This is a genomic window from Roseivivax halodurans JCM 10272 (genome assembly GCF_000521785.1).
GTDB lineage: Bacteria > Pseudomonadota > Alphaproteobacteria > Rhodobacterales > Rhodobacteraceae > Roseivivax > Roseivivax halodurans.
Genome location: NZ_JALZ01000001.1, coordinates 37,390 through 50,683, shown reverse-complemented (window position 1 = coordinate 50,683; position 13,294 = coordinate 37,390). Strand labels below are relative to the sequence as shown.

At 65.2% G+C, this 13,294-nt stretch carries 16 protein-coding genes; 11 read left to right on the top strand and 5 right to left on the bottom strand.

Features of this window, described 5'->3' with window-relative positions:
• The first annotated feature begins 4 nt into the window (after window positions 1-4).
• Genes OCH239_RS00275 through OCH239_RS00265 form a run of 3 tightly spaced genes read left to right on the top strand, consistent with a single transcriptional unit; the run spans window position 5 to window position 3,790 of the window.
• Window positions 5-1,294 carry a flagellar hook protein FlgE gene (locus tag OCH239_RS00275; RefSeq protein WP_037256946.1) on the top strand — a complete coding sequence of 430 codons (1,290 nt, stop codon included), beginning with the start codon at window positions 5-7 and terminating at the stop codon, window positions 1,292-1,294.
• 23 nt (window positions 1,295-1,317) lie between these two features.
• Complete coding sequence (gene flgK / locus OCH239_RS00270; RefSeq protein ID WP_037256943.1) at window positions 1,318-2,724, top strand: flagellar hook-associated protein FlgK; 1,407 nt, start codon at window positions 1,318-1,320, stop codon at window positions 2,722-2,724.
• Window positions 2,725-2,743: 19 nt separating this feature from the next.
• Entirely contained in the window at window positions 2,744-3,790 is a 1,047-nt protein-coding gene (locus OCH239_RS00265) for a flagellin N-terminal helical domain-containing protein (protein WP_037256941.1), read from the top strand.
• Between the two features lie 10 nt (window positions 3,791-3,800).
• Here OCH239_RS00265 and OCH239_RS00260 read toward each other — a convergent pair whose 3' ends face one another.
• Window positions 3,801-4,511 (bottom strand): response regulator transcription factor, encoded by a 711-nt coding sequence (locus OCH239_RS00260; RefSeq protein ID WP_037256938.1) that lies wholly within the window; start codon window positions 4,509-4,511, stop codon window positions 3,801-3,803.
• A 173-nt stretch (window positions 4,512-4,684) separates the two neighbouring features.
• Here OCH239_RS00260 and OCH239_RS00255 point away from each other — a divergent pair, with 173 nt between their 5' ends.
• From OCH239_RS00255 to OCH239_RS00220, 8 genes are all read left to right on the top strand, one after another.
• Window positions 4,685-5,806: a flagellar basal body P-ring protein FlgI gene (locus tag OCH239_RS00255; protein ID WP_037256935.1), complete on the top strand. Its 1,122-nt coding sequence runs from the start codon at window positions 4,685-4,687 to the stop codon at window positions 5,804-5,806.
• An 11-nt stretch (window positions 5,807-5,817) separates the two neighbouring features.
• Window positions 5,818-6,120, top strand: a complete 303-nt coding sequence (locus OCH239_RS23440; RefSeq protein ID WP_244430283.1) for a rod-binding protein — start codon at window positions 5,818-5,820, stop codon at window positions 6,118-6,120.
• Entirely contained in the window at window positions 6,120-6,506 is a 387-nt protein-coding gene (locus OCH239_RS00245; RefSeq protein WP_037256930.1) for a flagellar protein FlgN, read from the top strand. Before OCH239_RS23440 ends, OCH239_RS00245 begins: the two co-directional genes overlap by 1 nt.
• A 146-nt stretch (window positions 6,507-6,652) precedes the next feature.
• Window positions 6,653-7,627: a flagellin N-terminal helical domain-containing protein gene (locus OCH239_RS00240; RefSeq protein ID WP_037256927.1), complete on the top strand. Its 975-nt coding sequence runs from the start codon at window positions 6,653-6,655 to the stop codon at window positions 7,625-7,627.
• A gap of 90 nt (window positions 7,628-7,717) precedes the next feature.
• Complete coding sequence (locus OCH239_RS00235) at window positions 7,718-8,623, top strand: flagellin N-terminal helical domain-containing protein (RefSeq protein WP_037256925.1); 906 nt, start codon at window positions 7,718-7,720, stop codon at window positions 8,621-8,623.
• Between the two features lie 107 nt (window positions 8,624-8,730).
• Window positions 8,731-9,129, top strand: coding sequence for a flagellar biosynthesis regulator FlaF (flaF, locus tag OCH239_RS00230; RefSeq protein WP_037256923.1), 399 nt, complete (start codon window positions 8,731-8,733; stop codon window positions 9,127-9,129).
• Window positions 9,130-9,132: 3 nt separating this feature from the next.
• Window positions 9,133-9,567 (top strand): flagellar biosynthesis repressor FlbT, encoded by a 435-nt coding sequence (locus OCH239_RS00225; protein WP_051489078.1) that lies wholly within the window; start codon window positions 9,133-9,135, stop codon window positions 9,565-9,567.
• A complete protein-coding gene (locus OCH239_RS00220; protein WP_037256921.1) occupies window positions 9,564-10,382 on the top strand; it encodes a DUF1217 domain-containing protein in 819 nt (272 codons plus the stop codon). Before OCH239_RS00225 ends, OCH239_RS00220 begins: the two co-directional genes overlap by 4 nt.
• A gap of 3 nt (window positions 10,383-10,385) precedes the next feature.
• On the opposite strand, the gene OCH239_RS00215 is transcribed toward OCH239_RS00220, so the two are convergent.
• From OCH239_RS00215 to OCH239_RS00200, 4 genes are read right to left on the bottom strand one after another with little or no spacing between them, the layout of a single operon-like run.
• Window positions 10,386-11,435 (bottom strand): flagellar motor switch protein FliG, encoded by a 1,050-nt coding sequence (locus tag OCH239_RS00215; RefSeq protein WP_051489160.1) that lies wholly within the window; start codon window positions 11,433-11,435, stop codon window positions 10,386-10,388.
• A 13-nt stretch (window positions 11,436-11,448) separates the two neighbouring features.
• Window positions 11,449-12,252: a flagellar type III secretion system pore protein FliP gene (fliP, locus tag OCH239_RS00210; RefSeq protein ID WP_037256918.1), complete on the bottom strand. Its 804-nt coding sequence runs from the start codon at window positions 12,250-12,252 to the stop codon at window positions 11,449-11,451.
• An 8-nt stretch (window positions 12,253-12,260) separates the two neighbouring features.
• Window positions 12,261-12,635, bottom strand: a complete 375-nt coding sequence (locus OCH239_RS00205) for a FliM/FliN family flagellar motor switch protein (RefSeq protein ID WP_051489076.1) — start codon at window positions 12,633-12,635, stop codon at window positions 12,261-12,263.
• A complete protein-coding gene (locus OCH239_RS00200; protein WP_037256916.1) occupies window positions 12,628-13,293 on the bottom strand; it encodes a FliH/SctL family protein in 666 nt (221 codons plus the stop codon). Before OCH239_RS00200 ends, OCH239_RS00205 begins: the two co-directional genes overlap by 8 nt.
• Window position 13,294 lies beyond the last annotated feature (1 nt).

Sequence of the window (13,294 nt, the reverse complement as noted above, 5' to 3'; positions counted from 1 at the left end):
GATCATGAGCATCTCTCAAGCGATGCAGATCGGCATCAGCGGTCTGTCGGCCAATTCGAGCCGTGTCGGCAACATCTCGAACAACATCGCCAACGCCAATACCGACGGCTACCGGCGCAGCTTTTCGCAAATGGTCTCCTCCACCACGGGAGAAGGCCCCATGTCCGCAGGCGCGGGCGTTCGCGCGACGGGCCGGGCCGACATCTCGACCGGCGGCGGGCTCAAATCGACCGGCGTCGGCACCGATCTCGGCATCTCCGGCCAGGGGTTCTTCGTGGTGTCGCGTAATCCCAACGAGACCAACGCCGCCAATTACATGCTGACCCGCGCGGGCTCGTTCCGCCCGGACGAAAACGGCAACCTGGTGAACGCCGCGGGGTATTACCTCGCCGGTAACGCCTATGGGGAGGACGGAACGCTCGGCGCGGTCGACCAGAACACCTTCGGCGATCTGCAGACCGTGAACGTGGGCAACCAGACGATCCAGGGACAGGCCACGACCACCATGTCCATCGCGGCCAACCTGCCCGCGCAGGCCACCGGTCTTGAGGCCGGTGATCCCTTCGTCTCCTCGGCCGAATATTACACGCCGCTCGGCGAAGCTCAGCGGCTGCAGTTTTCGTGGAAGCCGGGCAAGGACGCCAACACTTGGGAGGTGACCATCGCCGATGGCGAAGATGATCTCGGCACGATCGGAATCATATTCGACGGTACTAAGGCGTCACCAGGCACCCCGAGCGATTACTCCTTGGCCTCAGTCCCAGGTGACCGCTTCGTTTTTGACGCAGATACGGGCATCGCCACGCTCACAATGGACGACGGAGCCGAGCCCCATGAAATCAAACTTTCGCTCGGCACCCCCGACTCCACCGACGGTATCACCCAGTTCGCCGGCGATTTCTCGGGCCTTTCCGCCGAGGTGGACGGCACGGCGGCGGGATCGATGGTGCGTTCCGAGATCACCGACAGCGGCGATGTCTACGGCATCTTCGACAGCGGCGCGCGCAAGCTGCTCTATTCGGTGCCGCTCGCGACCGTGACCAACCCCGACGGCCTCTCGCAGGCGGACGGCAACGCGTTCCAGCTGTCTAGTTCGAGCGGCCCGCTCGAGCTTGCGCGGGCCGGCGAGAGTGGCGCGGGCGCGATCAGCGCGGGCGCCCTCGAAGGCTCCAATGTCGAGGTGGCCGAAGAGCTGACCGACCTCATCGTCGCGCAGCGCGCCTACTCCTCCAACGCCAAGATCGTGACCACGAGCGACCAGATGCTCGAGGAAACGCTGTCGCTGAAGCGCTGATCCCGCCCGAGGAGACCTGAGCCATGAGCATCACCGCAGCCCTCGCCGCCAGCCGCAGCGGATTGTCCGTGGCCGGCACGCGCGGCGCCATCACCTCGGAGAACATCGCCAATGCCGGGCGCGCCGATTACGTGCGCCGCTCCGCCTCCCTCGACGCCCCGAGCGTGGGCGGCGGCGTTGCGGTCTCGGCGATCCGGCGCGACGTGAACGGGGCGCTGCAGGCGCGCGAGCGGGACGACGTGGCCGCGGCCGCCTATCACCGGACGCTGGGCGACGGCATCGCGCTCTACACCGACCGCCTCGCCGGCAGCGGATCAGGGCACGCCCTGCCCGCGCGCATCGCGGACCTGCAGGCCGATCTCGACCTGCTGAGCGGATCACCTGGCGATACCAGCGCGCAGCGCGCCGTGCTCTCCTCGGCCGAGACGCTCGCACGCGACATCCGCGAGGCGGCAAATGCGGCGAGCGAGGCGAAGGCGAATGCCCGTTCGGCGGTGAGCTCCGACATCGCGCAAGCGAACAAGCTGCTCGACCAGATCGCGACGGCAAATCTCAGGATCGGCGAAACCGAGGTCGGGAGTGCGCAGCGGGCCACGGCCGAGGATGCGCGCGATGCGGCCATCGACCGGCTCTCGGAGATCGTCGATCTCGACGTCTCGCCCCGCGCCGACGGTACGCTCGATCTCCGCGTCGGCGGTGGCGCGGCTCTTGTCGAAGGGACGGAAGCGCATCACCTGACGTTCGAGGACGGCACTGGGACCCTCAGCGCCGGCGAAGCGCGCATCGACATCACGCCGGAACGCTCCAGCTCGCGGGGCATCTCGAGCGGCAGCCTCGCGGCAAACGTCACGCTGACGACACGCAAGCTGCCCGATATGTCGGCAGAGCTCGACTCGCTCGCCGAAGGGCTCGTGACCCTGTTCGAAAAGGCTGAGAAGACACCCGCGGCCCGCGGGGAAGGACTGTTTGTCTACGATCCTCCTGAAGATAATGACGGCCCAGACGAGCTCGCCTCAAATCTCGCTGTCAACGAGAGGGTCCGGACAGACGGCGACAACGAACTCTGGCGGCTCCGTGACGGCGTGAATGCAAGCACCCGCGGCTCGACCTCCGACCCGACCCAGATCCTCGCCTACGCGGAGGCCCTCGAAGAACAGAGTTTCGACGATTCCGGAACATCCGTGAGGCTCAGCGACTATGCCGCAACGATCGTCGCAGATCACAACGTCGCCGCCACCGAGGCGCGCGACAGGGCGGCGGGCCATGCCGCCTCGGCCGCGGCGATCGCGACGCAACGCTCCACCACCGAGGGCGTCAACGTCGACACCGAGCTGCAGGAGCTTCTGTCCATCGAACAATCCTACGCCGCAAACGCGCAGGTGATCTCCGCTCTCACGCGGATGATGGACACCCTGCTCGACGCCGTCTGACCTTCCGGAGACATCGCCCATGGCCATGAGCCCTCTCGCCCCCTCGACCCTCGCCACGCAGCTGATGCGACGCGACACCATACTGCGGGTCCAGTCCGAAATCGACCGCGCGGCGCAGGAGGTGTCGACGGGGCGCCATGCAAATTCCTACGAGGCGCTCGGGCACGATGCCGCACAATCGCTGAGGCTCGAGGCCAATCTTGGCCGCACCGAGGCTTTTCTGACCTCCAATGCCCTGCTCGAAAACCGAATGGGCGCGACCGCGACCGCGCTTTCGGGCATGCGAAAGATCGCGCAGGAGGTCCTCAGCCTTGCGATGCCGAACGCGGATGCCCCGGGACAGACCGCCGGCACGCTCGCGAGCCAGGCGCGGGCGGCCTTCGACCAGATCGCCGCGCTCGCGAACACCTCCTACGAGGGCCGCGCGCTCTTTGCCGGCGTCGCGACGGACGCCCGGGCCCTCGCCGGCTGGCAGGAGGAAGGCCCCGGCGGGGTGATGTCTCCCGCGGCTCTCGTCGCGAGCGTTGCCGGCGGCGGGCCGACCACCGGAACCGAGGCGGCCGCCATGGCCGAGGAGCTCGACGACGCCTTCGCCGGCGCCGCCTACGACACCGCGCTCTATGGCGGCGCCCCGGCAGACGGCCCGAGGCTCGGCGCCTCGATCGATACCGGGGAGACGCTCGACTGGGGCATCCAGGCGAACGATCCCGCCTTCCGCGACTTGATGCAGGGATTGGCGATGTTAGCGGGCGTCGATGCGGCGACGATCAAGGACCCGGAGGCCTACCGCGCGTGGATGGGCCACGCGACCGGGAAGCTCTCCAGCGGCCTCTCGGGCCTTCTCGAAAGCGAGGCGGCCCTCGGCGGGCAGCAGGCGCGGCTCGCCGACATGGTCGAGCGGCAGGAAGGCCGCAAGTCGCTCTACACCAAGCAGATCAACGATCTCGAAGGCGTCGATCCCTACGAGGCAGCCAGCCGGATGACGGAGACCCAAGGCCGGTTGCAGGCCAGCTACGAGGTCTCCGCCCGGATCCTGAACCTGAGTTTCCTCGACTACATGCGCTGAGCCGAGCCCCTTATTCGGCGGCGATCACGTCGGGCTCATCCGGGGTCGTCAGCGTGTAGCCGCGACCGTGCACCGTCTCGATATAGGGATGGCCGCAGGAGGACGCCGCCGAGAGCTTCTTGCGCAGCTTGCAGAGATAGACGTCGATCACCTTGTCATAGGGGCGATCCTCGGAGAGGCCGTAAAGCGCGTCATAGAGCGCGTGTTTGCTGGTGATGCGACGCGCGTTCAGGGCAAGATGCTGGAAGAGCGCATATTCCCGGCCCGACAGGTGGATCGCCTCTCCCCGGATCTCGGGATGGCGGCCGTCGAAGAACACGGTGATCTCTCCGAATTGCAGGCTGCGTCCCGCATGTCCCGCGACCCGGCGCATGATCGAGCGAAGCCGGGCCCGCAGCTCCTCCCCTTTCACCGGGATGACGATGTCGTCGTCGGCGCCCGCATCGAGCAGCAGGGCCACTCGGGGCCCGTTCCGCACGTCCCGCATCACGACGATCGGCGTCCTGCTGCCGGCCGCCCGGAGCGCCTCGACCTGCGCCAGCGCGTCCTCGCTGTCCGCAAGGAGGATCCCGGCCCCTTCGATACAGAGAACCGAGAGCGTCTTTGAATCCGCCGAAAGAGCCTCGGCGGTGAGAAAACGGATCGTCAGACCTGCACTCTTCAACTCGCGGGCCAGCGCCGCATGACGTTCTGTCCGGGGCTCGAAGACAAAAAGGTTCATACTCGTCCCGCAGCGCCACAGACGCTGCGCTCCTTGCGCGTTCTGTTGTCCAGACTGACAAGAAAAGCGCCACCGTTCAACAATTAATACATGATTAGAAGATTTTATTCTTGATTATTCTTGACCGCCTGTGCTCAATCCGCCCCATGCACTCGAACCCGGGCCGATCCTCGATGCCGATCTTCAGCCGCCTCCTCCTTCTTCGCAGCATCACACCGGTGCTGGCGCTTGTCGCGCTGGCGGGTGCGGCGCTCGCCGACGTGCGGATCAAGGACATCGCGTTCTTCGAGGGGGTGCGGGAGAACCAGCTCGTCGGCTACGGCCTCGTCGTGGGCCTGAACGGCACCGGGGACAGCCTGCGCAACGCGCCCTTCACCGAAAAGAGCATCGAGGGCATGCTCGAGCGCCTCGGCGTCGGCAATCTCAGCGACGACCGGATCCGGACCGAGAACACCGCCGCCGTCATGGTCACCGCGATGCTGCCGCCCTTCGCGCGGCGCGGCTCGACGATCGACGTGGTCGTCTCCTCGCTCGGCGACGCGGATTCCCTGCGCGGCGGCACGCTGATCGTCACGCCGCTGAGCGGCGCCGACGGCGAGGTCTACGCCGTGGCGCAGGGACCGATCGCGGTCGCGGGTTATGCCGCGCAGGGCGTCAACGCCTCGATCGTCGAGGGCGTGCCGACCGTCGCGCGGATCGAGAACGGCGCGACCGTCGAGACCGAGATCGATTTCGAGCTCGGCTCACTCAATTCCATGCGCGTCGCCCTGCGCGATCCCGACATGACCACCGCCTCCCGCATCGCCGACGCGATCAACACCGAGCTCGGGCCGAACTCCGCCCGCGCGCTCGATCCCGGTACGGTCCAGATCGACTACGAGGGCAAGGCCGGTGGGGTCCCCGAGGTGCTGGCGGCGGTCGAGAACCTCTCCGTCGATCCCGACATGCGGGCCAAGGTGGTCATCGACGCGCGCTCCGGCACCATCGTCATGGGCGGCAACGTGCGCATCGCCACCGTCGCGGTCAGCCAGGGCGGTCTCACCGTCATGGTCAAGGAGCAGATCGAGGTCAGCCAGCCCGAGCCCTTTTCCATCGGCGAGACGGTGGTGGTGCCGCAGACCAGCGTCGAGGTGCAGGAGGAGCCCGCCCAGTTCACCGTGCTGCAGGGCGATGTCAGCCTGCAGCGGCTGGTCGACGGGCTCAACGCCATCGGCGTGACCGCGACGCAGACGATATCGATCCTGCAGGCGATCAAGGCCGCGGGCGCGCTTCACGCCGATCTCGAGATCATCTGAGGAGCGCTGTCGTGAAGATCCCGAGCCTCGCTGCCGTTCCTCCCGCACCGCCCGCCGCGCAGAACGCGTCTGCAGAGACCGCGCGGGAGTTCGAGGCCGCGTTCCTGACCCAAACCGTCGACGAGATGCTGAAGACCGTGAAGATCGGCATGTTCGGCGGCGGGCATGCCGAGGAAACCTGGCGGTCCTTCCTCGCCCGCGCGGTCGCCGACCAGATCGCGGCCGAGGGGAGCACCGGCATCGCACGCAGCGTCGGCCGGGCGATGGACGCGTATCAGGGCGGACAGGCCCTTCCCACTGAGGAGACCAAGTGATGCTTTTCCGACGGACCGATCCCGACCTCCATGCTCTCGACACGTTGCTAAGCCGCGAGAGCGCCGCGCTCGATGCCGGCGACACGCGCGCGCTTGCGGCGATGACCTCCGAGAAGGAAACCCTGCTCGACCGGCTCGATGCGCGGGCGGAGGAACTGCTCGCCTCGGCCGAGACCGATCCGCAGATGCGCGACCGGCTCGAGACGACGCGCACGCAGATGACCCGCAACGGCCGCCGCCTCGCCCATGTCGCGGAGACGGTGCGCGGCATGGCCAATACGCTGAAACGCATCAGCGGCCGTCACGGGCTCGGCGGCCTCTACGGTGCGGACGGCTCCCTCGGGAGCGCACATGCCCCGAAGGGCCTGCTCGATCGCGAGGTCTGAATCGCGAGGGCCAATTTCAGCCCCTCCAAAATTTCCCAAACCTTAACCTTCTTGAAACCGCATTTCCCAACTTCCCTGTGAGCGGCTTCGGTCGCCCCGGCTGTCAGAACGACGCCCTAGGTGATCAGAACGTACGGAGGGACTTCATGTCTTCCATCCTCACCAACAATTCCGCAATGAACGCGCTTGCGACGATGCGGAACATCAACAACAGCCTCGACAGCACCCAGAACCGGATCTCCACCGGTCTCAAGGTGCAGTCCGGCAAGGACAATGCCGCTTACTTCCAGATTTCGGAATCCATGAAAGGTGACAGTTCAGCGCTGTCGTCGATCAACGAAGGTCTTACATTGACAAAGAACTCGATCGAGACCGCCCGAGTTGGGGCCGAAACGATACATGATTTGTCCAAAGAGTTCTTCGAAAAGGTTTCCTTCGCCCAAGGCGCTGAGGGAGGCGAGGATGACATCGGCAACGACCTCAAAGAAATCGTCAAACGGATGGAAGCGACGCTGGCTCAATCGACGTTCAATGGCGACGACATGCTTGGGGCGGCATCATACACAGAGGACGATGAAGACCTGGATATTACGGCGGGAGTCTTGGATACTGCTAACGGAACCATTGGAGAAACAGAAAACGGGAGTACCGCTGCTGGCGGCGCTAGCCCTGCCACTGTTAAGGTTACGCGAAACGTGGTCACCGGCATTTCTCGGGCAGGAACCTTCGGTGCGACTACCATGCAGATGGAAACACACGACGTGGCGTCTCTGATAACGGACTTTAAGACAATGGCGGATGGCTTTGCCGAAGCGGCCAAGACGCCCACGTCCAGTGAGGCCTTTCTGAAAGGTGCTCTAAAAACTGTCGAAGGTCTGTCGGGAGACGTGGCTGACATTGCGACAAAGCTGGGCCAGTCCGCTTCTTCCATCGAGAGTCAGCAAGAGTTTTTGAACAAGCTTACTGATAACATCGATGCGGGCGTGGGCTCGATGATCGACGCCAATATGGAAGAGGAAGCGGCACGCCTTCAGGCGCTGCAGGTGCAACAGCAGCTCGCAACCCAATCCCTGACCATGGCAAACCAGAAGCCGCAGAATATTCTCGGCCTTTTCCGCTAATATCGAAGCCACAACCGGCTTAAATAGTGCGGGTATGACCGCTCTCCGTCAGAACGACGGTCCTCTCAAACGGCTAGCAGGAGAACCTCAATGTCTTCCATCCTTACCAACAATTCCGCAATGAACGCCCTCACGACGCTGCGGAACATCAACAACAGCCTCGACAGCACCCAGAACCGGATCTCGACCGGTCTCAAGGTCAATTCGGGCAAGGACAACGCCGCTTATTTCCAGATCTCGGAATCGATGAAAGGCGACAGTTCCGCCCTGTCTTCGATCAACGAGGGTCTCACACTGACCAAAAACTCGATCGAAACCGCCCGGGTCGGTGCTGAAACAATCAACACGTTGTCGAAGGAATTCGTCGACAAGATTGCCTTTGCACAAGGCGCGAAAGGTGGCGAAACCGACATCCAGAACGATCTAAATGAACTCGTCAAGCGCATGGAAGCTACGCTAGCGCAGTCGACATTCAACGGTGATGACCTACTGGGTGCCTCAAGCTATTCCGCCGCAACCGGAGCCGACTTGGCGACTGATGGGACGTTCACAAGCAAAGATACCGGGACGTCCGCCAGTACAAATAAGAATGTTGTGACGGGGATCTCTCGCGCCGGTGATTTCACCGCGACCACCATGGAGGTCGAGGGGCATAATATGGCACAGCACATCGCGAACTTTAAAGAAATCGCCACCGATTTCACCACAGGTGAAGCCTTTTTGAAGGCCGTTCTTGAAACCGCCGAAACGACCTCCGGCGAAGTGGCTGACATTGCAACAAAGCTAGGCCAGTCTTCTGCATCCGTTGAGGGACAGCAAGAGTTCCTCAACAAGCTGACCGACAACCTGGACGCCGGCGTCGGTGCGATGATCGACGCGAACATGGAAGAGGAAGCCGCGCGCCTGCAGGCCCTGCAGGTGCAGCAGCAGCTCGCCACGCAATCGCTGACCATGGCGAACCAGAAGCCGCAGAACATCCTCAGCCTCTTCCGCTGATCCGGCAGACCTTCCGCATGACATAGCGTCGGGCCCGGGATGATCCCGGGCCCCCGTCCCGACCACTCCGGCAGAAGCCGGGGCCAGAGGCCGAGAGGGCAGAATTCATGAGCATCGCCGCCTACAAGCAGAATGTCCGCGAGACCGAGACACCGCGCCAGATCGAACGGAGGGTGCTCTCGGGCGTCACCGCCGCCATCGAGCGCGCCGCCGGGGTGTACGACACCGCAGAGCGCACCGAGCGCCTGCCGATCCTCGCCGCGGGCCTGCGCGACGCCATCTCCGACAACCAGCGCTTCTGGCTCGCGATCCGGCACGATCTCAGCGAGCCGGACAACGCACTGCCAAAGGAGTTGCGCGCGCAGCTGATTTCCATCGCCCATTGGATCGACCGGCAGAGCTCCCGCGTGATGGGCGGCGAGGCCGGCGTGAAGGCGCTCGTCGACATCAACCACACCATCATCCGCGGGCTGGCCGGCCAGGCGCCAGGTCCGAGCGGGGTCTGAGAGATGCCGCTCGCGATCACGCTCAAGCCCAACGAACGCCTCGTGGTGAACGGTTGCGAGATCCGCAACTCGAACCGCCGCCACATGATCCATATCGAGAGCCACGCCGACGTGGTGCGCGAGAGCGACCTGCTCGACAAGGAAAGCGCACCGACCCCGGTCCGGCGCGCCTATTTCCTGATCCAGACGGCGCTCATCCACGCGACGCACCGCGAGGCCCTCGTGCCGCTGATCCAGAGCGATCTTGCGGACCTCGCGATGGTCTTCGGCGGCGACAATCTCAGCCGGATCTTCGAGGCGGCCAATTTCGTCAGCCAGTCTGACTTCTACAAGGCGCTCTCCGCGCTGCGGCCTGTGCTGAAGCACGAGGCCAAGCTCATGGCGCTCACGGCGGCCCAGGAGGCCGAGGGCGGTGAACCCGCGGTGGCGGCGGAATGATCCCGATCGGCGGCATGAGCGCGGGCACCGGGCTGTCGCTGCTCGATGCGACGAAGGACAAGAGCCTGTCGCTCATCCGCAACTCGGCGCAGCACGAGCGGGCGATCACGCAGTTCCGCGAGAGGATCGGTGACGTCTCGTCGATCGACGATCTGATGGAGGACCGCGATCTCTATACCTTCGTGATGCGCGCGCACGACCTCGAGGACCAGATCTTCGGCAAGGCGCTGATCCGCAAGATGCTGACGAGCGACGTCTCGGACCGCACCTCGCTCGTGAACCGCCTGACGGATTCGCGGTTCAAGGACCTGCATGCGGAGATGGCTTTCACCGATGCCGGTCCGGTGCAGGACTTCTCGGATCCCGCCTGGCAGGAGGAGATGGTGGACCGCTACGTCACGCGCCAGTACATCAACGACGGCGAGGCGCAGAACGAGACGGTCGGCCGGGTACTCGAATTCCGCGACAAGGCGGCGAATGTCCGGAACGTCTTCGACATCCTCAAGGACAAGGACCTCTCGAAGGTGCTGCGCACCGCGCTCGGCATCCCCGAGGCGACCGCCGGGCTCGACATCGACAAGCAGGCCGAGATCTTCAAGCGCAAGCTCGATCTCGCCGATCTCAAGGATCCCGAGAAGCTGAAGCGCTTCGAGAGGATTTATGTCGCGATCAGCGATGCGACCTCGGCGCAGGGCGCCTCCTCGAATCCGGCCGTGCAGATGCTCTCGGGCATGGCACGCGGCGGCGGGGCCTTCGCGCCGATGACGCTGGACATCTCGGCGATCAGCGCCCTGCCCCGCCGCCCCTACGGCTGAGGCTCACTGGATCATGACTTCGTCGTCGTGGAGCGGGAGGACGATAAGGTCTTCCGCCGCCAGCTGCCGGGCACATGTGACCATCGCGCTCTGAGCCTCGCGCACGTCGCGGGCCCGCATCGGCCCCATGACCGAGAGCTCCTCCTGCAGCATCTCCCGGGAGCGCTGCGGGAGCGCGGCAAAGAACTTCTGCGCCACGTCTTCCTTGGCACCCTTCAGGGCGACCGGCAGGGTGTTTCCCTCCACCCCGCGCATCACCCGCACGAGGCCCTGCGGATCGATCCGGACCAGATCGTCGAACGTGAACATCCGGGCCCGGATTTCGGGGAACGCGGTCGGCATCCTCTCCTCGAGCCGGGGCGCCAGCTGTTCGAACATCTCGATGTCGAGCCGGTTGAAGAGCTCGGCCATGCGGCGGCGCTTCTCTCCGGCGGTCGGCTGCGCGGCCACGGAAGCGATGTCCTGCTGCAGAGCCTCTTCGATCTGCTTCATCATGTGCTGCGGGACCGCATCGAGCGCCACCATGCGCTCGATGATCGACAGCATGCGCTCCTCGCCGAGGAGAGGCAGCACGGACGCTGCCGTCTGCGGCTCCACATGCGAGAGGATCGCGGCGGCGGTCTGATCGTGCTCGGACTTGAGGTAGCCCGCGATGCTCGTCTCGTTCAGCATGGAGAACCGGGCCCAGAGGTCGCGCTCCTGCAGCGGACCGCGGATCTCGCGGAGGATGGTGGCGACCTGGTCTTCGGGCAGCACCTTGCGCAGCATCGACTCGGCCATGGAGAACGATCCGATCACGGAGCCGCCATGTGCCACGGCGCGCCCGAAATCCACCATGACCTCCTCGACCATGGGGGCGGGAACGACGCCGAGCCCCGCCATGGCGTGCGAGATCTTGCGGATCTCGTCCTTGGAGAGCTGTTTCATCAGATCCGTGCCACGGTCCTCGCCGAGGCAGAGAAAGAGGACCGCCGCCTTCTCGGGTCCGACCAGAGCCTTGCCCGGCACGTTCCCGGCGTCGAGCGTGGCGCGTTGAAAGGTTGCTTGCGTCATGTCGGTTTGGTCCTCAGCCGCCCGCAACGGGCAGGTAACTTTCCATCAGGCTGCCGGCGAGCATGTACCAGCCGTCGATCAGAACGAAGAAGATGACCTTGAACGGCAGGGAGATCAGCACGGGCGGCAGCATCATCATGCCCGCGCTCATCAGGATCGAGGCGACGATGAGATCGAGCGCCACGAATGGCAGGTAGATGAGAAATCCGATCGTGAAGGCGCGCCGCAACTCGGAGATCATGAAGGCCGGAACGAGCGCGCGCCAGGATGCCTCCTCGGCGGTCTCGGCCGCGGCAAGTTCCCCTTCGACGCCCTCGGAGCGCGCCGCGTAATCGGCAAAGAGCGCCAGATCCTTGGGCCGCGTATTAGCGAACATGAAGGCCTTGAAGGGCTCGCCGATCCGCGCCACCGCCTGCTCTTCGGTCAGCGTGTTCTCGAGCAGCGGCTCGACGCCTCCCTCCCAGCTGTCCATCAGCACCGGCTGCATGACGAAGAAGGTCATGAAGAGCGCCATCGCCGAGATCACCATGTTGGGCGGCGTCTGGTTGAGGCCGAGCGCGGAGCGCAGGATCGAGAAGACGATCACGAACCGCGTGAAGCTCGTCATCACGACCAGCAGCCCCGGCGCGACCGAGAGCACGGTGAAGAGCGCAAGGAGCTGGACGATCCGCCCCGAGAGCTGGGCACGGTCGTCCGAGCCTGCCGGCGCGTCGCCGAGGGCGTCCGCGACCGCGCCGAGAAAGCCGCCCGCATCCTGCGCCGCGGCGGCGCCCGCCAGCGGCACGAGAAGGGCCGTGAGAAGGATGAGGCGGCGCATCGATCCGCTCAGATGATCGAGGCCGGATGCTCGAGCACGATCTCGGTGAGCGACACACCGATGCGATCCTCAGAGATCTTCACGAGGTCGCCGCGCGCCACCAGCCGGTCATTGATGACCAGCGAGACCGGCTCGCCTATCTTCTGGTCGAGCTCGATGACCGAGCCGCGGCCGAGCTTCAGGAGGCTCGATATCGGCATGCGGCATTCGCCGAGCACGACCTGCACGTCGAGATTGACGTTCATCACCGCCTCGATGCCGCTCGCCTTCGCCGCCGCTTCTGCCGGTCCGGTCTCGGGCGGGGTCTCGCGCTCGGCTTCGAGCTCGGGGATCTCGTCACCGAAGGCGGTCGGCGCCTCGGCGCTTTTCGTGTCGTCAGGCATGTGCTGCTCTCCGGAAAGGGGCCGGACGGGACTCACCTCCGGCAAGGGTATCGAGGGCCGAGATCAGCCGGTCGCAGGTGGCGGCGAAGCTGTACTCCATGAAGCCGTTGTCCCATTCGAGGCGGACGTCCCCGGCCGCGAGGCCGGCATCGCCACTCACCTCGACACGGGCCGCGAGCTCCGATCCCGCCATTTTCGCGATATCGGCTTCGATCCTGTCCCGCAGATCGAGCGCCACGCGGACGCGCACCCGCCCCTCGCCCTGAACGAGCTTGAGGCCGGCCTGCAGCTCGTCACGTAGGCGCGGCTCCGAGAAGTGCACCACGGCTTCCGGCGCGAGGCGTTCGCAGACCGCCAGGGCGAAATCCACCAGTTCGATCTCGAGCTTGGCGCGGTGCATGTCGGCCTCGGCGACGAATTCTTTAAGTCGCGACGAGAGGGCCGTCAGTGCTTCCGCCTGCCGGGTCTCGCAGGCGCCGCGCAGATCAATCTCGGCCGCCGCCCGGCCCGAGGCCTCGCCTTCGGCAAAGCCGGCCGCCCGCGCCTCGGCGATCCGCTCCTCGATGTCCTGCGCGATCACCCCGGCGGCCTCGGAAGGCGTCTCGCCGCTTTCAATCTCGAGCTCGCGGTCGAAATCACGTTCGAAGAAAAAACGCATG

Bases quoted from the DNA above. Each gene is read 5' to 3' on its own strand.
- OCH239_RS00275 (WP_037256946.1), top strand. From the start codon at position 5: ATGAGCATCTCTCAAGCGATGCAGATCGGCATCAGCGGTCTGTCGGCC.
- flgK (WP_037256943.1), top strand. From the start codon at position 1,318: ATGAGCATCACCGCAGCCCTCGCCGCCAGCCGCAGCGGATTGTCCGTG.
- OCH239_RS00265 (WP_037256941.1), top strand. From the start codon at position 2,744: ATGGCCATGAGCCCTCTCGCCCCCTCGACCCTCGCCACGCAGCTGATG.
- OCH239_RS00260 (WP_037256938.1), bottom strand. From the start codon at position 4,511: ATGAACCTTTTTGTCTTCGAGCCCCGGACAGAACGTCATGCGGCGCTG.
- OCH239_RS00255 (WP_037256935.1), top strand. From the start codon at position 4,685: ATGCCGATCTTCAGCCGCCTCCTCCTTCTTCGCAGCATCACACCGGTG.
- OCH239_RS00245 (WP_037256930.1), top strand. From the start codon at position 6,120: ATGCTTTTCCGACGGACCGATCCCGACCTCCATGCTCTCGACACGTTG.
- OCH239_RS00240 (WP_037256927.1), top strand. From the start codon at position 6,653: ATGTCTTCCATCCTCACCAACAATTCCGCAATGAACGCGCTTGCGACG.
- OCH239_RS00235 (WP_037256925.1), top strand. From the start codon at position 7,718: ATGTCTTCCATCCTTACCAACAATTCCGCAATGAACGCCCTCACGACG.
- flaF (WP_037256923.1), top strand. From the start codon at position 8,731: ATGAGCATCGCCGCCTACAAGCAGAATGTCCGCGAGACCGAGACACCG.
- OCH239_RS00225 (WP_051489078.1), top strand. From the start codon at position 9,133: ATGCCGCTCGCGATCACGCTCAAGCCCAACGAACGCCTCGTGGTGAAC.
- OCH239_RS00220 (WP_037256921.1), top strand. From the start codon at position 9,564: ATGATCCCGATCGGCGGCATGAGCGCGGGCACCGGGCTGTCGCTGCTC.
- OCH239_RS00215 (WP_051489160.1), bottom strand. From the start codon at position 11,435: ATGACGCAAGCAACCTTTCAACGCGCCACGCTCGACGCCGGGAACGTG.
- fliP (WP_037256918.1), bottom strand. From the start codon at position 12,252: ATGCGCCGCCTCATCCTTCTCACGGCCCTTCTCGTGCCGCTGGCGGGC.
- OCH239_RS00205 (WP_051489076.1), bottom strand. From the start codon at position 12,635: ATGCCTGACGACACGAAAAGCGCCGAGGCGCCGACCGCCTTCGGTGAC.
- OCH239_RS00200 (WP_037256916.1), bottom strand. From the start codon at position 13,293: ATGCGTTTTTTCTTCGAACGTGATTTCGACCGCGAGCTCGAGATTGAA.